The sequence below is a fragment of the Sphingomonas sp. PSPC2-2 genome, from assembly GCF_049897725.1.
In the GTDB taxonomy this organism is placed as follows: Bacteria; Pseudomonadota; Alphaproteobacteria; order Sphingomonadales; family Sphingomonadaceae; genus Sphingomonas.
The window spans coordinates 25,284-49,846 of sequence record NZ_JAFCWU010000010.1 but is presented as its reverse complement, the minus strand read 5'-3'; the positions used below and the strand labels follow the sequence as shown (position 1 = coordinate 49,846).

Here is a 24,563-nt window from a genome sequence, read left to right as displayed (position 1 = left end):
ATCTGGCATATCCGTCCCGCACTCATAGGGCGCCGCATCCGAGCCGGCATAAGCACGAGAAGCATTCGTATATTTCCGTAGAGACCCGGCGCGACCCAATTGCGACTTTCAATGCATGGAGGCGGTCATGAACGAGTGCGATATTCCTTACTTGCTACGGCGCGTGCGCGCCCACCGGTCACAGGCAGCGGCGGCGAATTGCCCCGAGGCGCGCTTGATCCACCGACGCTTCGTCGAGAATTATCAGCATTTGCTGGTGGGAATACGGCGGGACCAACTTCGTGAGCGAGGCGACCGGGGAAGCCAGCCTTGTGCTGAACGCGCCTGCCTTTGCGAAGGGCAAGACCCGGAAATGGCCCAGAGCCGTCGCGCAACATCCGCAGCCGCCGCAGCGGGTGAACGTGGAGAAAATGAGGCGGTCCCAGCCATTCGGTACAAGCCGGCCAGCGTACTGGTCCATCACGACCTGACCGCCCTTGGCCGACAGAGCGTTCCTGAAGCCCCTCAGCTTTTCAACGCGAACGTAACTGTCGCGACGGCCAGTGCTGCGACGGCGGCACACCAACGCATCAACCCTGCCGACCGCCAGGCTCAAGCGATGGCGATGGACGCCACAGCCTGAATGGCGCCATTGAGGTTGCCGCTGGATATGCTCTGATGGACTGGACCAACGCCACGCCGCTCGCTGCCTTGACGGGCGGAATATTGATCGGATTGGCGTGCGCGATCATGTTGCTCGGCCTCGGCCGGATAGCGGGCGTGAGCGGCCTCGCCGCGCGTGCCTTCGCCCTCTCACAGACTGGCCCGCCCTGGAGCATCGCTGCGGCTTTCATTGTCGGCCTGCCGTTCGGAGCGGGGATCGTGAACCTGATCTCAGGTCCGGTAATTGCCCGTTTTCCATCCTCGCCGGCGGTGGTCCTGATCGGCGGGCTGCTGGTCGGCTTCGGTACCCGGATGGGCAGCGGCTGTACCAGCGGCCACGGCGTGTGTGGCCTCTCCCGCCTGTCAGCGCGATCGATCGTAGCAACTTTGAGCTTCGTGAGCTTTGGCTTCGCGACCGTCGCGGTGATGCGCGTGCTAGGCGTTTCGTGGTGAGGGTCCGCATCCCTATCGCACTCATTGCCGGGCTCCTGTTTGGCGCAGGACTCGCCTGTTCCGGCATGTCAGATCCGACCCGCGTGCGTGCCTTCCTCGATCTGTTCGGAGGCCGCTGGGACCCTACGCTTGCTTTCGTGATGGGAGGCGCCATCGCCCCGATGGCCTTGGCCTGGGTGATCCGGCGGCGGATGGAGACGCCACTTGCCGACAGCCGCTTCTCGCTGCCGGATGCCCGCGAGATCACCGCGCGCCTGATCGGCGGTAGTGCAATCTTCGGGATCGGCTGGGGAATTGCCGGCCTCTGCCCCGGTCCGGCGATTGCGGACCTTGCCATCCGCCCGACGCTTGCCGCGCCCTTCGTGATCGCGATGCTGGCAGGGTTCGCGGTGCACCGCTTCATCGATCGCCCGAAGATCTGAATCGGAGCCGGCCCTTTGATGTACTTTGACGACGGAGCGAACGAGAGGCGCCTCAATCTTTCAACCGTAACGTCATCGCCGTGACCGCCAACGCGGCGGCAGCGGCAAGCCACAGCATCAAATGCTCCGACGCGCTTGCCCATCCAGTGACGATCGACGCCGCAGCCTGACTGGCGCTCACCGCCGCGTACTGGAGCGCAAGGCCCGAACCCTGCGTGCCCGGAGACGCTTTCGACGTCAGATAATTGGTGAGCAGCTTCAGCGTCGCGGTGCTCCAGCCGGCGAGCAGAAATACAGGCACGAGCACCCACAAGGTCCGGGCGAAGACGGCAATGATCAATGCGGCGGCCAGCCCGGCGAGCATTGGCCGCAACAGCCAGGCCGCGCCGACCGTGACTCTGCGCCCTGTGAACGGGACGAGCTGCGCCACCAGCATCGCTCCGCCGCACAGAGCGAACAGCATCGAGACGTTCTCGCGGGACAGATCCCGCGCGCCCGATCCAAGCGACAACGTCAGATGCAGAACGGTGAGGCACCCGGACGCAATGGCCGAGATCAGGAGCAGCGGGACAAGCGCCTCACGCGCTTTCGGGCGTGGAACGCTGCCGACCGGACCAGTGGCACTTTCCCGTGAAACCAGAAGAAGACCGGGCATGGCGATCGCGCTCAATGCAGCTGGCGCCAGGAATGGCGACGTTGCTCCGAGCGCCACCGAAATTTCTCCAAGGAGCGGGCCGGTCAGGTCGCCCGCGAAGACCAGGGCGTTCAGCCAGGTGAACTGACGCGCTCGCCGAACCAGATCTGGTGAACGATCGGCGACCATCGCAAATGCCGTCGGCACGACGGCCGCCGCAAACACGCCATTGAGCAACCGCAAAACATAGAGTCGCTCGAATCCGACCGCGGAATACAACGCCATTGTCAGGCTGAAACCCAACAGCCCCACGACCAGGATCGGCCACCGTTTCCACCGGTCGGAAATCCAGCCCCATAACGGCGCCGACAGACACCCTGCGATCTGGGAAACCGTGACCAGGGCGACGACAAGGCGCCCTCTCGCGAGGGCACTCGCGTCCGGAGACATTTGACCCACCATTTCTGGCAGGAATGGCAGGACGACGCTATTACCCAGGGCAACCGCCGTGGCCGCGAAGAGAAGAACGACGAAGCCAAGTTCGCCCCGATCGCGCGCCGCTTCGATGACCGTGGCGGGCAAGCTCGCCTCCATATGCTACGACCCGGCCATGAATACCCGGATCGCGCTGGCCCCGCCCTTGCAGTCACCAGGGCCGGGCGCGCCCGCGAAGAAGATCGCACGCGGAATCGCGCGCATATCCACCATCAGAAGGCGGCGGAGAAAATGCCTTGTGGGACGAGCGCCGGTCCCGGGAAGGTGCGAGGATGTCGCAGAGGTTCCGATCACGGCGCGATATTCCATTTCCCTAGCAGTGATCGCTGCCAACTTTCCGCCCGGCGGAGATTACTTCGCCGATGGTCTGTACCAGCACACCATCGCGCAGAGGTTTCTCGAGCACAGCGGCAAAGCCCGCTTCCTGCGCGCTTTCGGCGAGCTTATCCGCGTAATGCGCCGTGATCAGGATCGCCGGCCCACACCAGCCCGCCGACCGAAGCTTCCTCAGGATCGAAATGCCGTCGATGTCCGGCATAAGATAATCGACCACGAGGCAATCGCCCGATTGCGTTTGCGGATCGAGCAGCAAGGCATTGCCACTCGCATAGGACAGGACGCCAAAGCCGCGGGACCGCAACAAGAGATGAAGGGACCTGCGTACCGAGACATCGTCGTCAGACAACAGGATCAGGGCCGCTTTCTCGCTCGTTTGGTGATCGATAACGCCCATGACCGACGATGCTGCCTCTTCGCTGATCCACCCTCGGATCCTGGGCATGCATCGCAAATGAACAGGAGGCCGTCGCTACGTAGTGATCCCAAGCTCACGATTCCGGCGCATCGCCCAATCCGGCCGAAAACGCGATCCTCAGCGCGTCCGACAGGCTATGCACTTCGAGCTTGGTCATGAGGTTCGCCCGATGAACTTCCACCGTTCGAGTCGATATGTCGAGATCATAGGCGATCGTCTTGTTGGGAAAGCCGTTGGCGAGGCCGATGAGAACCTCTCGTTCGCGAGGCGTGAGCACGGCGACCCGCACCCTCGCCTCCGCCTCTCGAAGCGACCGCGCGTCGGAATTATCGAGTCTCGAGAATGCCACGCCGATCGAGGCCAGGAGCGCGGTCTTCTCGAACGGCTTCTCCAGGAAATCGACCGCCCCTGCCTTCATGACGCGAACCGCGATCCCGACATCGCCATGCCCGGTCAAAACGATCACCGGCATGGTGACACCACGCTCTGCAAGCACCTCCTGGACCTCGAGCCCGTCCATGCCGGGCATGCGAACGTCGAGCAGAATGCATCCCGGCTCAGCGGTCTTGACGGCTTTCAGAAACGCAATGCCGGAGGCATAGGTCTGGACGGCGAATCCCGATGTCTTCAGCATGAAGCCGGCCGACTTGCGGATGGATTCTTCGTCATCGACCAAATGGACAATACGTTTAGGCGTCATGCTCATCCTCCGGGCGGGCCTGCATCAAGGTGAAATGAAAAGCAGCGCCTCCGTTCGGCGCGCCGTCGGTCCAGATCCGGCCGCCATGGGCTTCGATGATCGTTCGACAGATCGAAAGGCCAAGGCCCATGCCGTCGGTCTTGCTGCTCACAAAGGCTTCGAAAAGTTGGGGCGCGACCTGCTCGGATATGCCTGGGCCCGTGTCCGCCACGGACACCTGAACCATTGCCTTCGGCCGCCGCCGCGTCGTGATCGTGAGGTCGCGAATGGCGACCTGCGCCATCGCCTCGACCGCATTGCGGATCAGATTCACGAGGACCTGCTGAACCTGTATGCGATCGGCGAGCACCGGCGAGGCCGCCGGATCAAAATCGAAAAAACTGCGAACGCCTCGTTCACGGGCGCCGACAAGGCCGAGAGCAGCGGCTTCCTCAAACAGCCGCGGCAAATCCTCGATCCGCTTCTCGGTCTCCCCTCGCGCCACGAAATCACGAAGTCTTCGGACGATATGCCCCGCGCGGTGGGACTCCTTAGCTGCCTCGTCGAGCGCGTCGCGCACGATCGCGACGGTCTCGGCATCGGGATCGACAAGCAGGTCGCGCGTCGTTTCCAGATAATTGGCGATCGCGGTAAGCGGCTGGTTCAACTCATGGGCCAGCGTCGACGCCATCGTGCCCATCGCGCTGAGGCGCGAGACGTGAATCAATTCGGCTTGCAGCTCCTTGAGCTGCAGTTCGTTGCGGTCGCTTTCTGTCAGGTCGTGAATGAAGCCCGTGAAGACCCGGTGGCCACGGTGACCGGCCTCTCCGATCGAGAGTTCCATCGGAAAGGTGGTACCGTCCCGCCGTTGGCCAACGACGATCCTGCCAATACCGATGATCCGCCGTTCGCTCGTCGACAGATATCGGCCGATATAGGAATCATGCCGTTCACGGTCTGGGGACGGCATGAGGCTGCTCACATTGGCGCCGAGCACCTCTGCTTCCGAATATCCGAACAAGCGCTCGGCCGCGGCGCTGAAGGACGTTATCAGCCCGCGCTCATCGATGATGACCATGGCATCGGGAACTGTATCCAGGATCGACTGGAGGTGCTGCTCGCGGGCAACGATCGCTTCCTTGGTCGCGGCTTCATCGGTCGTGTCGCGCAGGATCTTGCCATAGCCGCTCAGCTGGCCGGTTTCATCCCGGAGCGCCGTCGTCGTCAGATGTGCGAGAAACTCTGACCCGTTTTTCCGGACGCGCCACGACTCCTGCTCGACCCTGCCAAGCTGCTCGACCTGCGCGAGGTGCCTGTCCGCAACGCCCGCCGCGACATCTTCCGCGCAATACAGGAACGAATGGTGTTTCCCGATCGCGTCGGAGCTGGCCCATCCCGTAATGTCTTCACAGCCCTTGTTCCAGACTGTTACGAGGCCCCCAAGGTCAAGCGCATAAACGGCGTAATTTGGTGCGCTCTCCACAACCTGGAGGATCGTGCCCGAAGCAGCATCATGCCGATTTGCCTTGTCGCCCTCAATCATGCCCCCGTCCATCTCCTCGTCATCCACAGTCAAACAAGGTTGGAATGGATTTGCGGACAGGCGCCGACAGGCGTCGGAGGCAGGGTTTCTGCCATCGTTCCCGCCATGCACCCGGCGAGCGAAAATCGGCGTTGGCTTTCGAAACGAGACATCAAGCGTGGCTCCCCATAACCCTATACGCAGGAGCAGCGGTTACCCCTCACGCTCCGTTTCCAGTCCTTCGATGGACCGGACATCGTCCGGATGGCCGTTGTGGACCTTGGACCATAGTCCAGGGTCAAGCGGTATCGACGAGCCGGGCGCGTTCATGATGACACGCGGATAGCGTTGAATGCGGGTGGGAGGGCCGGTCGCTGTCGATCGAGGGGCAAGAAAACGTGGCGTTGGCTGCCGCGATGAGCTGCACCCGCTGTTCGCTGGTCTTCTGCGAGTTTCCGGACGGGATCAGGCGACCGTGAATTGCCCCATCATGCCTTCATCCTCATGTTCCAGGATATGGCAATGATACATAAAAGGTGCTTTCGTCGCCGGCTGGTCGAACCGGACCAACAGTTCCACCGCCTCCTTCACGACGATCGTATCGCGAGGCCCCTGATCGAGAACGTCCGGGTCGTCGCCATCGCGGCGTAGCACATCGAAATGCACGCCATGGATATGGAAGGGATGTGGCATCTTCCGCCCGGAGACTTTCCATATCTCGACGTCCCCGAGGCGGACTTCCTCATCGATGCGGCCAATGTCGAACGACCTGTCGTTGATCGTGAGGGCGTCGCCATCGCTGCCCATCATCCCCTCCCCTTCCGTCGACATATTGAGCACGAAGCGCCGGCGCGTTACGGCCGCATCGGGATCTGGCACGGTGCGTGCTGCCAGGAGCGTTGGGACAGGGGCTGCGGCCCGCCCGCCCAAGCCTGGGCGCGGCGAGAAGGCCAGCACCGTCTCCGTCGTTGAAGCGTCGTCTTCATCGTCGTGATGGCCGCCCATCATGCCCATGCCTCCCATCATTCCCATCATCGACGCGTTCGCATCTTGGCCGGTGACCAGGGAGACCGGCTGGCCGTCGGCGAAGCTGACCAGTATCTCTGCACGCTGACCCGGCGCCAGGGTGATGGCCTGCAGTTCAACGGACCTCGCCAGGAGACCGCCCTCGGTGCCGATCCAATGAAACGTCCGATCATCGCTGAACGAAAGCTCATAGATGCGGGCGTTCGAACCGTTCACGAGCCGCAGCCGCACCAGACCGTTCGGAACGTCGGCGCGAGGCGTGGGTGCGCCGTTGACCAGGATGGTGTTGCCGCGGCGGCCCTGCGACGCAATCATCATGCCGGTCGGCATGACCAGACGGCCGTCCTCGAATTGCCGATCCTGGATCAGTACCGGGAGATCATCCACGCCATAGTCCGATGGCAGGCCAAGCCCCTGCTCTTCCTCGTCCGTCACGACCAGCATGCCCGCCAGCCCGGAATAGACTTGCTCGCCCGTCAAACCATGCGCGTGCGAATGATAGAAGAGGGTCGCCGCCGGCTGGCGGATCGGTAGCGTAGGACGCCAGGTCGCACCGGATGCGATCAGCTGGTGCGGGCTGCCATCCAGTTCTCCCGGCACCAGCAGCCCGTGCCAGTGAACCGTCGTATCGGCCGACAGGCTATTGCGGACGGCCATCGTCACATCGTCGCCGCGATGAACCCGCAGCGTCGGGCCGAGATAGCTGCCATTATATCCGAGCGTGGTGCTTCGCCGGCCCGGGAAGAACGCGGTCTCGCCCTTTTGTGCCTGCAGGCTGATCAGCTGGCCCTGTTGGCGCGCATCGATCAGGCGCGGGATCGGAAGCGTCCCGGCACGCTCGGGCGACGCGAATTTTCGGGTACACGCCGCCGCCAGGAGCAGGCCCCCGCCCGCCAGCAATGTCCGCCGGTCCAATAACGTCATGGCCGCCTCTTGGTTAGCGCGTAGCGCCGGTTTGCAAAATGAGCATTCAGCGCGCCACCAGCTTATCGATCATCGGACAGGCTCGCCGGCCGTTGCCCCGGCATTGTCCGGCGACATCGAGCAGCGCCACGCGCATCGCCTCGATGCTGCCGGCGCAACCATGAATGGGGAAGACCGCTCGCAACATGCGTATTGATACGGATGGCAGTGCCGCAAACGTATGCAAGGCAGTCACGTCGCCACCGGCGTCATCTCAGCCACCCTTACTCCGATACCGTCCGGGTTCGGCCGCGTGCGCGTGCTCCGGCCGCCAGCTCAACCACCTCGGCGGTGATTTCCTCCTGACGCGTCAGTCGTTCCTCACGTTCAAGTGCCTGGAGTCCACCCCGATCATTGTATCCTTTGACACGGTTGCCGTCCTTTCCGCTCAGTGGTCCTAACTCCACTATCCTGGCACATCTCGATGCCGTCTGGGGAGGGCGGCAACCACCCCATCTCGTTTGACCGCTGACCACCCATCACTCGCCGCCTTTCGTGAGGGTCCGCGAGCTGTCCTAATCTGCCGCCCTCAACAAGACCGGGTTCCGGCGGCGCTTACGACCGGATCGCGTAGGATGCGAAGTCGGATAACCGCAGAGGGCGTATCAGAGCCCCGCCATTGGTATGCGGATTGGGACTCATCTGTCTGTCGCCAGCCATCGCAACGGCTGCAATTTCAGGCCGAAGCCGACTGCGATCGTCGAACAGCTCGGCATAAATCGCACGCCATGCACCGTTGACACAGCGGTAGAGCTTCGTACCAGTGGTCGGCATCAGCCACAGCCGCTCGCGCACGGCGCCGATCGGCAAGCGCGAGGCGACTTGCCGATCGAATTGGGGTCAGTCGCCGCCCGAGATCACCGCAACATCGACCACGGCCAGCAGACGCGCGAACGTCGCCCCCATTTCAGCCGATAAAGGGCGCTTGCTCTCCGCAAGCGTCCCGTCGAGGTCGAACACGATCAGCCATTTCATGCTGCGTTGAGCGCCGGATCGCGGTAGGCGAGCAGCCGCAGAGCGTTGAACACGACCAGCAGCGTCGAGCCTTCATGCATCGCGACCGCCGGGCCGATGCCCAGGCCGAGGATTGTCGCCGGCACGAGGAACGCGACGACGCCGAGGCTGACGAACACATTCTGCCGGATGATGCCGCGGGTGTGGCGGCTCAGCCCCACCGCGAAGGGCAGATGCGCGAGATCGTCAGCCATCAGCGCGACGTCGGCTGTTTCCAGCGCCACGTCCGAGCCCGCAGCGCCCATTGCGATGCCGACGGTCGCCGACGCCATCGCCGGCGCGTCGTTGACGCCATCGCCAACCATCGCAACTTTGTCCTCGCCAGCGAGCTTCTTGATCGAGGCAACCTTGTCCTCCGGCATCAGGTCGCCCCATGCCTCGTCGAGCCCGACATCCTTGGCGATGGCGTCCGCCACCTTCTGATGATCGCCCGAGATCATGATCATCCGGGTGATGCCCATCTCGCGCAGCCGCTTGAGCGCGACCTTGGCCGCTTCGCGCGGCGTATCCATCAGCCCGATCGCGCCGATGTCCTTGTCGCCTTTGCGCACCACCATCGTCGTGCGCCCGCCCTCGCGCAGGGTGGCGATGGCGTCGGTCGCGGCCGCGTTCAGCGTGGGGATACCCTCCTTGCCGAACATCTCGGCCTTGCCGATCCATACCGTCTCGCCGTCGACGGTCGCGGTGACGCCGCGTCCGGTCAGGCTCTTGAGGTCGGTCGCGGTCGGCAGCTCGCGCCCGCCCAACCGCTCGCGTCCATCCTTCACAATCGCCTGTGCCAGCGGGTGATCGCTCAACCCCTCAACCGCGATGGCGAGCGCCAACAGATCCTCTTCGCTCGCGCCGTCGACGGGGACGACATCGGTGATGCGCGGCCGGCCTTCCGTCAGTGTCCCCGTCTTGTCGAAGGCGATCGCCTTTAGCGAGCCGAGGTTTTCGAGCGGTGCGCCGCCCTTTACCAGCACGCCGCCACGGGCGGCCCGCGCGACGCCGGACAGCACCGCGCTGGGTGTAGCGATCGCTAGCGCGCAGGGGCTGGCCGCGACCAGCACCGCCATCGCGCGATAGAAGCTGTCGCGGAACGGCTCGTCGACCACGACCCACGCGAACAGCAGGATGAACGAGAGCGCCAGGACCGCCGGCACGAAGACGCGCTCGAACCGATCGGTGAAGCGCTGCGTTGGGGACTTCTGCGTCTCCGCTTCGCTCACCATCTTCACGACCTTGGCGAGCGCGCTTTCGTTGGAACGCCGCGTCACTTCGATCTCGATCGCCGCACCGCCATTGATCGTGCCGGCGAACACCCGCGACGTCGCCTCGACCGCATCGGGCTTCGCGCGCGCCGCCTCGACATCGGCGACCGGCTCCTTGTCGACCGGAATGCTCTCGCCGGTGACGGGGGCCTGGTTGATCGCGCTCGACCCCTTGATGACGAAGCCGTCGGCGGGCAGGCGTTCGTTGGGGCGCACGACCACGATGTCGCCGACCACCAGCTCCTCGACCGGGATCTCCGTCGTCTGCCCGTCACGGCGCACCGTCGCCTTGTCGGGCGCGAGTTCGGCCAGCGCCTCGATCGCGCGCTTGGCGCGACCCATCGCATAATGCTCGAGCGCATGGCCGAGGCTGAACAGGAACAGCAGCAGCGCGCCTTCCGCCCAGGCGCCGAGCGCCGCGGCGCCGGCGGCCGCGACGAGCATCAGCGTATCGATCTCGAATTTCTTGAGCTTCAGATTGTCGATCGCCTCGCGCAGCGTGAAGAAGCCGCCGAACACATAGGCGCCGACATAGAAAGCGGTCGGCAGCCAGTCGGGCGCGCCCGCGACCAGCTTCTCGATCGCGAAGCCGATCGCCAGCAGCGCGCCGCATGCCAGCGCGAAGATCAGCTCGGTATTAGGGCCGAGGAAATTGGCGTGGGCATGGTCGTGGCGATCCCCCGGCCCATGCTTATCCGCGCCTTCGCCGTGATCGTGCCCGGCATGGTCGCCGGAGTTGTGATCGTGTCCGGCATGATCACCGGCCTGATCGGAGCCAGTCCGCTTGCCGGGTTTGACCTTGAGCCTGCCCAGTGCCGCGAGGATCGCCGCTTCGTCGACGCGTTCTTTGTCATATTCGACACGGACGCTGCCCGAGGCGCTGGCATCGGCCTGCAATACGCCGGGCACCTGGGACAGGGTTTCCCCGACGGTACGGGCGCGGCGTTCGTGGCCGATCCCTTCGACCTGCCATGTCACATGACCGTATCGCCCGCTGATCTCGGCGCCTGCCGCCCGCACCATGTCGCGCACGCGTGACAGCGGCAGCGCTTCGCCGTCGAAATGGATGCAGAGCTTTGCCGCCGTATCGCCGTCGGCGGGCAGGACATGCGCGCGCTCGACGCCGCGCTTGGCGCTCAACGTCGAGACGAGGCGCCCGACACAGGCATCGGCCGCGTCGGGAACCTCGGGCAGAAGGACGGGAATATCGAGTTCGAGCTTTTCGGTCATCACGCCGTCTCCGCGTTGGTCTTGGTTTCTGCGCGCGCATCACGCAGGATTTCGATGCCGCCCTTGATCGCGATAAGGGCGGTAGCCAGGCCGACCAGTAGATCGGGCCAATTCGTTCCCAGCCAGAGCACCAACGCCCCAGCAATCAGGATGCCGCCGTTAGAGATGAAGTCGTTGAAGCTGAACGTGGTCGCGGCGCGTAGATTAACATCGGGCTGCTTGAGCCGTTGCAGCAGTCGCAGACAGATATAGTTCACGACGCCGGCAATCGCCGACATCACCATCATTGTCGGCCCGATCGGGTCGCTGCCCTGGATATAGCGGCGGCCGACGTCAATCAGGATGCCGCCGGCGAAGATCAGCAGCATGACGCCGGACACTGTTGCAGCCCGCGTCTTCCAAGCGCGTCCCTGACTCAGGGCAATCAGGCTGAGGGCATAGACCGCGGTGTCGGAGAGGTTGTCGACGCCATTGGCGATAAGCGCGCTGGAATCGCCGATCAGGCCGGTCACGAAGAAGCCCGCGGCGATCACTACGTTGAGCAGCAGCACGATCCAGAGCGTGCGGCGCTCGACTGAAACCTGCCCATCCGGGGAAGCCGTCATACCATGATTTCCTCGATCAGCAGGAGGACGAGGAAGCCGACGAAGAACATCGCGCTAATAAGCGGCGAGTCCGGCTTCTCGTGCGCTTCGACCAGCAGCTCTTCGGTGACGAGATAGAGTAGCGCCATAAGACCGAAGCTCAGGAAGCCGGTGATCCATATCGGCGTCAGCAACGCCACCGGCTGTGCGATCAGCGCGCCGATCGGCACCAGCACCGCCAGCGCGCAGGTCAGGCCGATCGCTTTCATCTTGCGATACCGGCCTGCCAGATCGTTGGTGAGGGTCAGGGCCAGGAACAGCACTTCGAGGGTCAGCGCGACGGCCAGCAAAGAACCCGCCTTCTCGCCGGCGATAAAGGCGAGGCCGAGAACAAGGCCGTCTATCGCCAGATCAAGACCGATCGCGGCGAGCAGCGCGACCGGCCCCCTGAACCGGCTTTCCGCCGCCTTCAGGCCGAGCATCACAGCGACGCCCAGCGCTCCGCCGATCAACGTTGCGGTCGGAGAACTGCCGTGCATCACCAGCGGCAGGATCTCCGTCGCAGCGGCGGCGAACACCACGCCGGCCGCGAGGTGCTGCATGGCCGCGACCAGCTTCTCGCCGGGCGTGCGCCATCCGGCGACTAGCGCGCCGATCATGATCGCGATCATGGGGATCAAGGAGAATTTGAGCGCTGCCATCGTCAGCGCCCCTCTGGGCCGGGTGAATTGGTCACAAGCTCGTTGCCTTCCTGCACAGGACCGGATGCTTGTCCGCTTCCTCGATTTTGATTTCGCTGCCCGAGAAGGTCGCGCTCATCGTGTCGCCGACATATTGGAGGCCGGGTGCCGGCGCGGTCAGGACGATCGGCGCCGCGTTCGCATCGCGGCGCAGCTCGAGCGCCAAGCCCTCATCCTTGAAGTCGACGAGGAGCGGGCGATTGTCCTCGCACCGATAGGGGTGACGACCGCGGGTTCCGCTCGCATCCCCGCTGTCGCCGGCGTGGATTTCCTGTTCGGTCGGCGGCCCTTTGCGAGGCTGTTCGGAACAACCCGATAACGTCAGCACAACGCATATGCCGGCGATTCCAATCCGAAATCGCGTCATGTGTGTCGCCGGGCACATCCTGATACTCATAAAAGCCATTGAGCAGCTCCGATGACGCCGGCGATCGTGACGATGACGCCAACCAGGATCAGCTTTTCACGGCGCGGATCGGCGACGTTTCGTATTCGCGCCGCGACCTGCCAGGCAGGGCGCACCGGGACGCGCCAAGACCCGGACGCGATCCGGTCCAGCTCGGTATCCGAAAGGCGGAAAAACGATTTCACGTCAGTCCGAGAGCGTCCCGTGAGACCCGTCACGCGAAAAACCGGGTCGGCCCAAGCCAGTTCGATGGCGCTTGGATTCGCGGCCATCGGTGAGATGTCGTCGCCCGCTGCCCATGACGGACGCAGCAGCGCGATAAGCCGGTGCGGATCGCGTTCGAGCAGAGAAGCCCAGCGCACCAAGCGTGAACGACGGTCGCCGCTCGGGAGCGCGGACACCGGCTCGGATTGCCCACCACTCTTCGGCACTCGCCATTTCATGCGCGTGTCTGCGGGACGATTGTGCCTCATTGCCGGTCAACCGGCTCGACGTGATCTTGGGAGGCACGCTTCAGCGGATGAGAAAAGCGCAACGTCAGGAAGGTCGTCAAGCTGAGAACCGCCGCGATGTCGTAGAGACCATAGCCGACTGCGGCCCCCAGCGCTCCGGTCGCCCATAGGCTTGCAGCGGTAGCGGTCCCGGAAGCCTTTCCGCCATGCTTCAAAATGGCGCCACCGCCGATGAACCCGACGCCTGTGATCAATCCTTCGAGCAGACGTGCTTGGGCAGGAGACGTGCGACCGAGAATGGCGATAGCGACAAGCACGAACCCGCAACTGGCGATGGCGACCAACGGAAAGGTTCGGATGCCAGCGCTGCGTTCGTCCTTCTCCCGGTCCCAGCCAACCGGAAGCGCTAGCGCATACGCCAGCGCGAGGCTGACGATATGGGAAAGGGCTTCCCACAATGACGGCAGCAGCATCATGCGGCCGAGCCCGCGGCTTTTCCGCTTGCTGCCTTGTCCGCTGAATCTCGATAGGCGGGCGCCCTCTTGCAGGTCATGGCGCGCGCGCCGGGGCGCTCGAGCGTGATCAGGTCGCCGCCTGAGATCGACACGTTAAGATTTGGGCCGACGTAGGTCAGCCCGCTTGCCGGCGAAGTCACTCGCATCGGGGCTGCGTTCGGATTTGTCTTTATAGCGAGGGTCAGGCCATCGCCGAGAAAATCGACATCGAGGCGTGAACCATCAGGACATGCGTAGAAATGCTCGCCAATGAAGTCGGGCATCTGACGATCACGGGATGCTTTGGCCTCGCTGTCGCTCGCAGATGGCGAGCAGCCGAGCAGGCCCGGCGCCAGGGCAAGCCCGGTTGCGATGATGATCCATCGAACCGGACCGCTGCTAGGTCGCCGAGCCGTCATCTCCCTGTCTTCCCACGATCTATCGCCATGGGCGCTACAGGGGGCACGCCCATGGCGCGGGCCGTTCTCACACGGACACCCGAAGGACTCGTTGTGCGGCGGCCGATCCACAGCAGTTCAGTCGAACAATTCGCTCAGGAAGCCCTTGCGGCGACCCTTATGGCCCCGCTCGTCGCCGTGCTTCCCGCCATGATCGCCATGGCCACGATCGTCGAACATCCCGGCGCGACCGCCGCTCGCCGGCGGCGCGATGTCGCCGCCGGCGCTGCGCTCGATGATCTTGTCGAGTTCGCCGCGATCGAGCCAGACCCCGCGACATTGCGGGCAATAGTCAATCTCGATGCCTTGGCGCTCGCTCATGACGAGATCAACCTTGCAAGTCGGGCACAACAGACCTTGTGAGGTTCTGTTCTCTACCATGACGACACCCTTTCTTTTGGATTTAAGAAGCAAATGACGATCAGCCAATGTCCGCCGCGTTCGACAGCGTGTCAGTCATTGGCGGCATTGCGAGCAGCGGGCGGTTTAATCGGCCGTGGGCGGTTTCGCGTGGATCGCCCCGGCAATCGGGACTGACGGCGCAGAAGGGCCAAAAAAGCCGCATCCTGCTGACGCATGGTCCGGCGCAGGCCCTTGCGCATCATGCGGCCGACCAAGGCGCCGACGATACCCCGACATTCGACTGAATGGTGAACACAGACGCCGTTCGCGATAGGCTCGATCTCGTAGCGTTCGTCCAGGGTGAGAAAACCTCGCACACCCATCTGCCATCCGATGAGCTGGGGTTTCGTCAGCCGGTTGATGATCATTTGCGTCGTCATTTTCCGATCGCCGCCGAACAGGAGCCATGTCACATCGATTTCGGCACCACGTTCGGCCTCGCCCGCGATGCGATATACGGGGTGCCATCGTGCAAAGCTCCTTAGATCGGAGATCAGCGACCAAACGCGGAGCGCTGACATGTTGAAATCGAAACTCGTCTCTTCCTTCATGACTGCCTGTCCTGTCGGGGCCCGACACGGCCGAACCGGAGGCCGCGCAAAAGCGGCCTCCTCCCCGATTAAGCGGGAAATTGATGGGAGCTGCGTGGACGCCAGGGGCTGGTACGGACCAGGCCCCGGTGCGTGCGGGCCGATCCTCATTGGCTAGGGCTTTCCAGCGTTTTACTGGCCTTGCCCCCGATGACCTCTACGGCTTCGAGAGTGATGAGGCCGATGTCAGGCACATCATCCAGACTGGCAACGAACGCGCGCAACGCATCCTCAAAATCGACGATCTCGATCACCACGGCTCGATCACTTTCGAGCACATGGCGGCGGTGGACGTGCGACGACGCCCCAAACCCGATCAGCGCCTCAAGCACCGTGAGACCCGCCATCTTCCGATCGCGCGCCAGCGAGGCGACATGTTCGAAAACCTTGCGATCGCCGATATAGGCCGCTTCGTCTGTGTAGATCCGCAGCAATTTTCGAGCGGGTTGTCCCATCACGCTTCTCCTATCAAAGGGGCAGGATCCTCGTCGTGCGGGGTGCTACCCTCTTGTTCTTTTTGGTCCTGGGTTCGCCCGAGGATCACTTTCGCGAGCGCCGGCAGCACGAGCAAGGTAAGGATAGTTGCCGCAATCAGGCCGCCGATCACGACCGTCGCAAGCGGCTTCTGGACCTCAGCGCCGGTACCGTGCGCGAGCGCCATCGGCACGAAGCCGATCGCCGGCACGAACCCCGTCATGATGACCGCGCGCATCTTCTCGGCCATGCCTTCGCGAATCGCCTGCGCGATAGGCAGTCCACCTTCACTCCGGTCTCGGATCGCCGTCATGACGACAAGCCCGTTTAGCACCGCCACGCCGGCGAGGCAGATGAACCCAACCGCCGCCGACACCGAAAAGTTGATGCCCGTCAGCGCCAGTGTGAACACGCCGCCGGCGAGGCCCAGTGGAACCGCCAGGAACACCGATGCCGCCCTGCCGAACCCGCCGAGCGCCATATAGAGGAGCCCGAAGATGGCCAGGAAGCAAAGTGGAACGACGATCGACAGTCGTTTGGACGCTGCAGCCAGGTTCTCGAACTGGCCACCCCACTCAAGATAGTAGCCGGCCGGTAGCTTGATCTGCGCGATCTTTGCCTGCGCCTCCTGTACGAACGACCCGGCATCTCGACCGCCCAGGTTAACCTGAACAACGACGCGACGCTTGCCGTTCTCGCGGCTGATCTGGTTCAGACCCTCGGTCAGCCGGATTTGCGCGACTTGCGCCAGTGGCACCTGCCCACGCGGACGACCCGCTACCTCGGGTAGCAGCACCGGCAACGAGCGGATGTCGTCGAGATTGGCACGGGTCGCATCTGGCACACGCACGGTGATATCAAAACGCCGATCGCCCTCGTACACACGCCCGGACTCACGACCGCCGAGTCCAGCCGCAACGGTATCCGCGACATCGCGGATGGTCAGGCCGTACCGCGCGATCGCCGCGCGATTGAGCTTTACGTCGAGCGCTGGCGCGCCCCCGACCTGTTCGGCCTTGACGCTCGCCGCGCCGGGTACCGTCTGGAGCACCCGCACCATTTCGCCAGCGGTCTGCGCCATCTTGTCAAGATCGTCGCCGTAGATCTTGATCGCGACGTCGCCGCGGACGCCCGCGATCAGCTCGTTGAAACGGAGCTGGATCGGCTGACTGACCTCATAAAGATTGCCGAGCAGTCCGCCGGTCGCCTTTTGGATCTTGGCAACGATGTCGGCCTTGGTCGTGCCCTTGGCCCATTCCTCCTTCTCCTTCAGGATCACAAACCCGTCCGAGACGTTCGGCGGCGCCGGGTCAGTTGCGGCTTCCGCGATGCCCGTCTTGGAGAACATCAACGCGACTTCCGGCACCTTTATCACCGCCTCCTCGACCTTGCGTTCCATCAACAGCGATTGTTCGAGGCTGACCGAGGGCACGCGCGTAGACGCGAAGGCGAGATTTTTCTCGTCGAGCTGGGGGATGAACTCGGAACCGAGCAGTCCAAAGGCGGGGATCGCCGCCAGGAAGAAGGCAAGCCCGCCGATGATGAACGGCCACGGCTTGGCGATCGCCCTGTCGAGCAGTGGAAGGTAGCGCTCTTTGGACTTGCGGATCAGCCACACATCCTTCTCCGCGACCTTGCCGCGGATCAGGATTGCGACCAGCGCCGGAACCAGCGTGATCGCCAGCACGAACGCCGCCACCAACGCGAGCATGATCGTGATCGCCATCGGCGAAAACGTCTTGCCTTCGGTGCCGGTGAAGGTCAGCAGCGGTGCAAATGCCAGGAGGATGATGGCCTGACCAAAAACGGTCGGCTTGATCATCTCCTGCGCGGCCCGCATGGTCTCCTCCAGCCGCTCCCTGACCGAAAGCAGCCTTCCCTCATGTTCTTGCCTATGCGCCAATCGGGCGAGGCAGTTTTCGATGATGATGACCGCGCCATCGACGATCAGCCCAAAGTCAAGCGCGCCCAGGCTCATCAAATTGCCGGGGACGTTGAACGCGTTCATTCCCATGGCCATCATCAGGAACGAGAACGGGATTACCAGCGTCGCGATCACCGCGGCGCGCCAGTTGCCGAGCAGCAGGAACAGCGACGCCGCGACGAGGATCGCGCCTTCGGTCAGGTTGCGCTGGACCGTGGCCACCGTTGCCCCGACCAGCGCCGCGCGGTTCAGCACCACCTTAACCTGGATGCCGGGCGGCAACGTCTTTGCTATCTGATCGAGCTTGGTAGTCGCCTGTTCGGCCACGACCCGGCTGTTCTGTCCAATCAGCATCAGCACCGTGCCGATGACCGCTTCGCGGCCGTTCATGCTGCCAGCGCCGGTACGCAGGTCACCGCCAACACGAACGTTGGCGATCTGGCCGATCGTGATCGGCGTCCCGCCCCGCGTAGCGGCGACCGCGTTGCGGATTTCGTCAACGGTACGCACGCGGGAGTCGACGCGCACAAGGTACGCTTCACCACCGCGGTTGTAGTAGTTCGCGCCCACCGCGAGATTTGCGTTCTCGAGAGCTTGGCCAAGTTCACTATAGGAGATGCCATAGCTGGCTAGTTTCGTCGGATCAGGCTCAACCACGAATGTCTTAGCGAAGCCGCCGATCGAGTCGACGCCGGCAACGCCCTTAACCGAGCGAAGCTGCGGACCGATGATCCAGTCTTGGACAGTTCGCAGATAGCTCGCCTTGGCCACCGCGTCCGTTAGTCGTTCGCCTTCGGGCGTCAGATAGCTGCCGTCAGGCTGCCAGCCGGGTTGGCCGGCGACCTTTTTCGCGCCCCTGCCGTCCGGATTGGCGTAGCCGACCGTATACATGACGATCTCGCCGAGGCCGGTCGAGACCGGCCCGACCTGCGGCTGCACACCGTCCGGCAATTTTTCGGCCGCTTGGCGCAGGCGCTCACCGACCTGCTGGCGCGCGAAATAGAGGTCGGTGCTGTCGGTGAAGATCGCACTGACCTGGCTGAAGCCGTTGCGCGAGATCGAACGTGTGGTTTCTAGCCCGGGAATGCCTGCGAGCGCAATTTCGACTGGATAGGTGACGAGCTTTTCGATTTCGACCGGCGACAGCCGCGGATCGATCGTGTTGATCTGAACCTGTTTGGTAGTGATGTCGGGCACCGCGTCGATCGGCAGCTTGGAAAGCTGCCACACGCCGAGGCCGGCGATGACGAGGAACAATGCGAGGACCGTCCAGCGTGCGCGGACGGAGAGCGCCATGAGATTTGCGATCATGATCTATTCTTCCTCGCCCGCGCCCTTGCCGAGTTCGGCCTTGAGCAGAAATGCGTTTTTGGTTGCGACTTGGCTGCCTGCCGCGAGACCCTTCAGGATCTCGACCCGGCCGTTGCTGCGTTGTCCGATCGTGATGGTCTGAGCCTTGAAGCCCCGCGCGGTCCGCACGAACACGATGTCACGCCCCTCGAGCGTCTGCACCGCATCCTCCGGCACCACGATCGCATTGCTAGTCGTGCCGCCTCCGCTCGGTAGGAGCCGCACGCGCACCGCGAGCCCTGGCTGAAGGCTGCCCGTCACATCGAGGACAGCAGTCGCCGAGCGCGTGTCATTGGCGAGGCCAGGCGTGACGGCGCGCACCCGTGCTTCCACGGTTCGGCCGTCGGGCAATTCGATAATCGCCCGATCGCCGGGCGATAGCCGCTGTGCATCGGTCGGTCCGACCGCGGCCTCGACCTGTATCTTCGACGCATCGGCGACGCGCATCAGCTCGGTCTCGGGCTGGACAAAGGCGCCCAAGCTTACGTTCTCCGAGGTAACGCGGCCGGAAATCGGGCTGGACACCAACACGCCGCGGCCATCGGACGTCACCCGTGCGGCCCCTGCCGCCACGCTGGCGCGGCGCGCCTCAGCCACAGCAGACGCGGCCTCGGCTTCTGCCTGTTCAAGCTCGACCCGCGCCGAGACCTTCTGGCGGAATAGATATTGCTCGCGGGCGAGTGCCTTTTGCGCCAGCGTCGATTTCGCAGCGGCAGCTGTGCGATCGGCAGCAAACTGCGCCGCGTCCCGGCTTTCGACGACGGCGAGCGTTTCGCCGGCACGCACCGGATCACCGAGCCGCTTCATCAATCGCGTGACCGCGCCGCCTGCGCGGGCGGTCACGATCGCTTCGCCTTGCGGTGATGCGCTGACTGTCGCCTGCGCTACGATTTCCGCGCCGAGCCCGCTGGGATTGATCGTCTCGACGGCAATACCGGCCTGCTGGACCGCTTGCGCGGTCATCGCCACCGTGTCGGGGTTTTTTTTCTCCTCTTTAGGGGCGGCGGTGTTGCCGCTTGCCGCTTCGGTCGCGGCAGGTTCACTCGCGGTCCAGCGTGCGATCCCGAAGCCGCCAAGTGCGGCGACGATCGCGACAGCCGCCGCACCGCCAAGAAAGCGCTTATCGTTCATCATCGATCATCTCCGGAAATCGTCGGGGCCGGCGTCGTGAGCCGGTCGAGCCGGGCCTGCGCGTCGTGGTACGCCGCAAGCGCATCGACGTAGGTCTGGCGGGTCTGTGAAAGCGTGCGCTCGGCATCGAGGAGCGCGATCTGGTCGAACTTGCCCTGCGTCCAACCGATCCGCGCTATGCGGGCGGCCTCCTGTGCCGCCGCCAGTCCCGGCCCGCCCGCCGCTCGCGCGGTCGCAGCGGCGTTCGCCACTTCGGTTTGTGCGCTAGCGATCTGTTGCCGGGTATCGATCACGGCGAGGTTGCGCAGCGCGATCGCCTGCGTCTGTTCAGAGCGTGACTGCGCCACGAAGGCGCTGCCGTTGTTGAAGAACGGGATCGGGATCGAAATGCCGACGACCGCGGCGGTGTCGTTGGTCGCCGCCAGTCGGCGGGCGGAGGCGCTGACCGTTACGTCAGGAACCCGCAACGACCGAGCCACGCGAACCTGCGCATCCGCGGTGCGAACATCCGCTTCCGCAGCAACCAAGGCGAGCGTCCCATCAACATCGACGGGCCGGGGCGGTCCGTAATCAGCGATCCGCTCGAACCAGGCGCGATCGAGTGGGCCCATCACCGGCACCGACAACAATGTCTCAAGGTTTGCACGCGCCGCCTGTGCCTGCCGGGCCGCGATATCGGCTGCGACCTGCGCATTGATGCGCAGCACATCGGCGCGCTGTTGCTCGATCGGACCTACATCGCCGGCCTTGACGCGCTCGCTTGAGACCCGGAACGCGTTGTTGGCGATCCCTGCCTGCTCGCTCAGCACTTCGGCACGGCGCTCGGCGGCGGCGGCTTCGATATAGAGCTGCGTAATCCGCAAGCGGAGATCCGCCTTCGCGATTTCAGCCTGGACTTGCGCGCGACTGAGGCGTGCGGTTGCAAGCGCGACACGCGCTGGCCGCTTGCCGCCCAACTCTAGCGGGAGCGCCACGCCAACCGTCGTCTCGGAGCTTCGCAAACCCTTGTAGACGCCGGTCCCCGCAAGATTCTCAACCTGCGCCTGCACTTCTGGGTTGGGGCGCAAGCCTGCGACACGCCGCGCCGCGGTCGCGGCATCGACGCCGGCCGTGGCCGCCGCGATCGACGGAAGTGGAGCCGATCCGCTCCCCCCCGATGCCGCGCCGTTGTCGAGGACGGCCGACGGGATGGATGGCATGCCGCCCGCAGCGAGAGCGTTCTCGAGCGAGAACGCATCGGCCGATTGTGACGAAGTGGTCGCCGCCGGAATGCCGGGCGGCGTTGTTGTTTGCGCCCCGGCCGCACCGGCAAGGGACGCCGCGACCATGACGGCCGCGATTGTACGATACATGGATGATAACTCCTGACGAACCGGGTTCGCCCCGCGCGGCAATTGCCGGCGAGGTCAGCGGATCCTCAGGCTTGGGGAGGCCTCAGCGCCGGATCGGCGGTAGAGAGCGGCCGCATGGAATGACTCGCGAAGACGGGGGCGACCCGAAGATCGCGCGTCAGTGCTGCGTTGGTAGCCTTGACCGGCGCTGCGACGTGATCGCCATGGCAACCACCGTGATGATGAGGATAGCCCTTGTCGCTATCAGAAGGCACTTGGTCGGCGTCGCCAGGTACATGGCCTAACGCAACTTCGTCCACGCGCGCCTCATGGGATGAAGCGCTAACATCCGGTCGCTCCAGCACATGCGCAGTCGCCGTCGTTCCCAAGGAGAGGGCGATCGTCAAATACGCAAGGATGTTCAGCAGGCGTCGCACGGATCACGCTCTAACAGGAACGCAGGTAACGGGCTAGTCCGCTCGTCGCATGAAGAAATAAAGCCGTCATCGGAAAGTCTGCAATAAAATAGGACGTGCCTTGCGCCATATCGGGATCGCCTCGGCACGCACCCACTCGCCTAGGAATATACACGCGCGTTCGGGCTGCATCAGCCGGTGGCCGCAGCGGCTCGGCGCCGGTTGAGGATGAACCCGCCGATTACCGCGATGAACATCAGGAGCTGAGCCGCCATCGATTGCAAGGTCGGGAAGATACCGAGCATAGAAACGCGGATCCCGCCGCCAAGCGGCGCAATGTCGATGATGCCGGCTTCCTGTAGCGCCGACACGCCCTTGCCGGCGAGGACTACGGTGAGGATGGCCATCAGCCAAGCACTGTAGGCAAAGAATTTCGCGATCGGCAGGGCGCGGCTGTAGCGCAACATGGCCCAGGCAATGAGCCCGAGCAGAACGACCGCCGAGCCGGCGCCCGCCAACATCATGCCGCCATTGCCCTGGGTCCAGAGCGCGGCATAGAACAGCATCGTCTCGAACACCTCGCGATAAACGACGATGAAGGCCAGGCCGAACAGGAACCAGGCCGACTGCTTCGACAATGCGTGCGATATCTTCTCGCGGATGTAGCGCTGCCATTGGTCCGCCTGCGCCTTGCCGTGCATCCAGATCCCCACGGAGAGCAGGACGACAGCCGCGAACAGCGACCCGAACCCTTCGGTAAGCTCCCGGCTCGCGCCGCTGATCCCGATCGCATAGGTCGCGATTCCCCATGTGACCGCGCCGACTATGAGCGCCCCGATCCAGCCGCCATGGACATAGGGCAGCACTTCAGGCCGCTCGGCCTTGCGGAGGAAAGCGATCATCGCGACGACGATCAGCAGGGCTTCGAGCCCCTCGCGCAGCAGAATGGTGAAGGCGCCCAGGAAGGTCGATGCGCTGCTCGCTGCGTCCGGGGACAATGCCGCGTCGGCATCGTCGAACAGGCCGTCGAGCACCTGGACGCGCGTGGCAACCTCGTCGGCGGGGCGACCTTGCTGGAGTGATGCCCGAAATTCGCCCATGGCGCTTTCGATGTGCCCCATGAGCGTTGCGTCGCGCGCGGTCAGCATCGGCTCGAGTGGCTCGAAGCCATCGAGATAAGCCGAAAGCGCGAGTTCCTGGGCAGCGTGACGGTCGCCACCGCGGTACGCGGCAAGGCTCCGTGCCAGTTTTTCGCGCGCGATGGTCAGCGAGCCGGGTGCCTGCCGGATCACCGCGTCCGGGTGACGGCGCAGATAGGCGATCACCGCGTCGGCCTTGGCAGGTCCGATCGTCTTGGCAAGCACCTCCGGGGTCAGTCCCGCCAGTGTTGTCAGGTCGGGGATCATGTGCCGCAGGCCGGGATCGGATTTCCACAGCCGCTCGCCCTGGCTTGCAAGGGCGTCGGGAAAGGCAAAGCGACCGGCATAGAAGGCCAACGCCCAGCGATCATCGCTCGGCAAGGTCGCAAAGCTTTGCATCGCCGTGCCGTCGATGCCCTGGTCGATGACCTGGTACAGCGCGAAGGGACTGCGTTGCCGCGCGCGCGTTATTTCGCTGAAGGCGATCGGCGGCGTGGTGAGCTTCGCCGCGTCGGGGCCATGCCCATCCCCGGTCATGCCGTGACAACTCGCGCAATTCTGCGCGAACAACGTGGCGCCGCGGGCGAGGTCGGGCGCCTTGCCCGGCGCGAGCGGCACGGGATAGGCCTTGAGCAGATCGGCGGCGAGGCCATGGGCGATGCGGGCGACCTCTTCGGGCGTTCCCTTCGCGGCGATGACGCCCTGAAGTCGAGCTGCGCCCGCGATCAGCTTCCCGCGCGCCGGCGTGGGCGACAGCGTCGAAAGGCGAGTCGATACCGAGGCCGCGAATTCGGTCATCTCGGCATATTCGGAAGGACTCTTCACCCGTCCGCCGCTGACAGCACCGCCATAGTCGACCGCCATATAATCAAGTAGCCGCCATGCCGTCTGGACGTCGGTCGTTTGGGCATGGGCCGCGACGCTTGTGCCAAGGGCAAACAAGAGGGCGCCGAGCACCGCCAGCGCGCGGCGCAACGAGACCGTCCGCAAGAGAATCGACAAAGGGCTGTTTGAAGGCGTAAACATGCGCAACGTCTACACCCTCTAGCCGCTAGAGGGTCAAGTGGTTTTGCGACTTGTTTGCATTAGCTGCTGGCAATTGCGAACGGTGGTATCATCAACCGCCCTGCTCAGCTGAACGTGGCGGAATCCGGCGCCAATGTCTCGATGATGCGGCACTCGGAAATAGTGCCCTGTCCGCACTGGACAATCACGTTGCTCAACTCGGACCTCAAAGTATTCAGATCGCGGAGCTTTCGGTCGATTTCGGCGAGATGCTCCCGCGCGATCGCGTCCACCGCCTTGCAAGAAATATCCTTCTGGTCGGCGAGCTTGAGCAACTCCTGAACCTGGTCGATCGAGAAACCCAGCGCGCGAGCCCTGCGAATGAAACTGAGCCGTGCGAGATGTTGGGCGGTGTAGGCGCGATAGTTGTTCTTTGTTCGGGCGGGCGCCGCCAACAAGCCGATGCTCTCATAATAGCGGATCGTCTCCACCTTGCTGTCGGTGGCTTTGGCGAGACTCCCGATGCTGAGCGGCTCGGTGGACATATCGTTTGACCCTCTAGTGACTTCAGACTGTATAG

At 63.9% G+C, this 24,563-nt stretch carries 24 protein-coding genes and 1 pseudogene; 3 read left to right on the top strand and 22 right to left on the bottom strand.

Annotated features, from left to right (window positions below; all coding sequences use genetic code 11):
• Window positions 1-127: 127 nt before the first annotated feature.
• The 3 genes from ACP7BY_RS16825 to ACP7BY_RS16815 are packed head-to-tail and all read left to right on the top strand — an operon-like array spanning window position 128 to window position 1,517.
• Window positions 128-622, top strand: a complete 495-nt coding sequence (locus ACP7BY_RS16825) for a hypothetical protein (protein WP_130752805.1) — start codon at window positions 128-130, stop codon at window positions 620-622.
• 35 nt (window positions 623-657) lie between these two features.
• Complete coding sequence (locus ACP7BY_RS16820) at window positions 658-1,095, top strand: YeeE/YedE family protein (RefSeq protein ID WP_024018485.1); 438 nt, start codon at window positions 658-660, stop codon at window positions 1,093-1,095.
• A complete protein-coding gene (locus ACP7BY_RS16815; RefSeq protein WP_031308708.1) occupies window positions 1,092-1,517 on the top strand; it encodes a DUF6691 family protein in 426 nt (141 codons plus the stop codon). Before ACP7BY_RS16820 ends, ACP7BY_RS16815 begins: the two co-directional genes overlap by 4 nt.
• A gap of 52 nt (window positions 1,518-1,569) precedes the next feature.
• On the opposite strand, the gene ACP7BY_RS16810 is transcribed toward ACP7BY_RS16815, so the two are convergent.
• The 22 genes and pseudogenes from ACP7BY_RS16810 to ACP7BY_RS16705 form a co-directional block, all read right to left on the bottom strand.
• Window positions 1,570-2,733, bottom strand: coding sequence for an MFS transporter (locus ACP7BY_RS16810; protein ID WP_171010527.1), 1,164 nt, complete (start codon window positions 2,731-2,733; stop codon window positions 1,570-1,572).
• Between the two features lie 226 nt (window positions 2,734-2,959).
• Complete coding sequence (locus tag ACP7BY_RS16805) at window positions 2,960-3,379, bottom strand: response regulator (RefSeq protein WP_052191973.1); 420 nt, start codon at window positions 3,377-3,379, stop codon at window positions 2,960-2,962.
• Between the two features lie 94 nt (window positions 3,380-3,473).
• Window positions 3,474-4,100, bottom strand: coding sequence for a response regulator transcription factor (locus ACP7BY_RS16800; RefSeq protein WP_033963074.1), 627 nt, complete (start codon window positions 4,098-4,100; stop codon window positions 3,474-3,476).
• Window positions 4,090-5,622 (bottom strand): PAS domain-containing sensor histidine kinase, encoded by a 1,533-nt coding sequence (locus tag ACP7BY_RS16795; RefSeq protein ID WP_033963157.1) that lies wholly within the window; start codon window positions 5,620-5,622, stop codon window positions 4,090-4,092. The genes ACP7BY_RS16800 and ACP7BY_RS16795 overlap by 11 nt, the downstream gene beginning before the upstream one ends.
• Before the next feature lie 444 nt (window positions 5,623-6,066).
• Entirely contained in the window at window positions 6,067-7,551 is a 1,485-nt protein-coding gene (locus ACP7BY_RS16790; RefSeq protein WP_010405588.1) for a multicopper oxidase family protein, read from the bottom strand.
• A 726-nt stretch (window positions 7,552-8,277) separates the two neighbouring features.
• Window positions 8,278-8,565 (bottom strand): annotated as a pseudogene (locus ACP7BY_RS16785) (HAD family hydrolase); the annotation flags it as partial.
• Complete coding sequence (locus tag ACP7BY_RS16780) at window positions 8,562-11,087, bottom strand: heavy metal translocating P-type ATPase (RefSeq protein ID WP_010405585.1); 2,526 nt, start codon at window positions 11,085-11,087, stop codon at window positions 8,562-8,564. The gene ACP7BY_RS16780 and the pseudogene ACP7BY_RS16785, both read right to left, overlap by 4 nt.
• The gene (locus tag ACP7BY_RS16775; protein WP_010405584.1) at window positions 11,087-11,692 is read right to left on the bottom strand and encodes a cation diffusion facilitator family transporter; all 606 of its coding nucleotides are present in this window, start codon (window positions 11,690-11,692) and stop codon (window positions 11,087-11,089) included. The genes ACP7BY_RS16780 and ACP7BY_RS16775 overlap by 1 nt, the downstream gene beginning before the upstream one ends.
• Entirely contained in the window at window positions 11,689-12,372 is a 684-nt protein-coding gene (locus ACP7BY_RS16770; RefSeq protein ID WP_010405583.1) for a ZIP family metal transporter, read from the bottom strand. Before ACP7BY_RS16770 ends, ACP7BY_RS16775 begins: the two co-directional genes overlap by 4 nt.
• Before the next feature lie 31 nt (window positions 12,373-12,403).
• Entirely contained in the window at window positions 12,404-12,739 is a 336-nt protein-coding gene (locus ACP7BY_RS16765; protein WP_231564852.1) for a hypothetical protein, read from the bottom strand.
• Window positions 12,740-12,804: 65 nt separating this feature from the next.
• Window positions 12,805-13,260 carry a hypothetical protein gene (locus ACP7BY_RS16760; protein ID WP_010405581.1) on the bottom strand — a complete coding sequence of 152 codons (456 nt, stop codon included), beginning with the start codon at window positions 13,258-13,260 and terminating at the stop codon, window positions 12,805-12,807.
• 26 nt (window positions 13,261-13,286) lie between these two features.
• Entirely contained in the window at window positions 13,287-13,742 is a 456-nt protein-coding gene (locus ACP7BY_RS16755; RefSeq protein ID WP_010405579.1) for an MgtC/SapB family protein, read from the bottom strand.
• A complete protein-coding gene (locus tag ACP7BY_RS16750) occupies window positions 13,742-14,182 on the bottom strand; it encodes a hypothetical protein (RefSeq protein ID WP_010405576.1) in 441 nt (146 codons plus the stop codon). Before ACP7BY_RS16750 ends, ACP7BY_RS16755 begins: the two co-directional genes overlap by 1 nt.
• Before the next feature lie 117 nt (window positions 14,183-14,299).
• Window positions 14,300-14,542: a zf-TFIIB domain-containing protein gene (locus tag ACP7BY_RS16745; protein ID WP_010405574.1), complete on the bottom strand. Its 243-nt coding sequence runs from the start codon at window positions 14,540-14,542 to the stop codon at window positions 14,300-14,302.
• A gap of 131 nt (window positions 14,543-14,673) precedes the next feature.
• The gene (locus ACP7BY_RS16740; protein WP_010405572.1) at window positions 14,674-15,174 is read right to left on the bottom strand and encodes an SRPBCC family protein; all 501 of its coding nucleotides are present in this window, start codon (window positions 15,172-15,174) and stop codon (window positions 14,674-14,676) included.
• 146 nt (window positions 15,175-15,320) lie between these two features.
• Window positions 15,321-15,668: a DUF190 domain-containing protein gene (locus ACP7BY_RS16735; RefSeq protein ID WP_033963078.1), complete on the bottom strand. Its 348-nt coding sequence runs from the start codon at window positions 15,666-15,668 to the stop codon at window positions 15,321-15,323.
• Window positions 15,668-18,922 (bottom strand): efflux RND transporter permease subunit, encoded by a 3,255-nt coding sequence (locus tag ACP7BY_RS16730; protein WP_126849020.1) that lies wholly within the window; start codon window positions 18,920-18,922, stop codon window positions 15,668-15,670. Before ACP7BY_RS16730 ends, ACP7BY_RS16735 begins: the two co-directional genes overlap by 1 nt.
• 3 nt (window positions 18,923-18,925) lie before the next feature.
• Window positions 18,926-20,092: an efflux RND transporter periplasmic adaptor subunit gene (locus ACP7BY_RS16725; protein ID WP_010405569.1), complete on the bottom strand. Its 1,167-nt coding sequence runs from the start codon at window positions 20,090-20,092 to the stop codon at window positions 18,926-18,928.
• Entirely contained in the window at window positions 20,092-21,444 is a 1,353-nt protein-coding gene (locus tag ACP7BY_RS16720) for a TolC family protein (protein ID WP_010405568.1), read from the bottom strand. Before ACP7BY_RS16720 ends, ACP7BY_RS16725 begins: the two co-directional genes overlap by 1 nt.
• Before the next feature lie 65 nt (window positions 21,445-21,509).
• Window positions 21,510-21,860 carry a hypothetical protein gene (locus ACP7BY_RS16715; protein WP_081988561.1) on the bottom strand — a complete coding sequence of 117 codons (351 nt, stop codon included), beginning with the start codon at window positions 21,858-21,860 and terminating at the stop codon, window positions 21,510-21,512.
• A gap of 170 nt (window positions 21,861-22,030) precedes the next feature.
• Window positions 22,031-23,968: a cytochrome c/FTR1 family iron permease gene (locus ACP7BY_RS16710; protein WP_029622657.1), complete on the bottom strand. Its 1,938-nt coding sequence runs from the start codon at window positions 23,966-23,968 to the stop codon at window positions 22,031-22,033.
• A 140-nt stretch (window positions 23,969-24,108) separates the two neighbouring features.
• Window positions 24,109-24,528 carry a MerR family transcriptional regulator gene (locus tag ACP7BY_RS16705; protein ID WP_010405566.1) on the bottom strand — a complete coding sequence of 140 codons (420 nt, stop codon included), beginning with the start codon at window positions 24,526-24,528 and terminating at the stop codon, window positions 24,109-24,111.
• Between the last annotated feature and the right edge of the window lie 35 nt (window positions 24,529-24,563).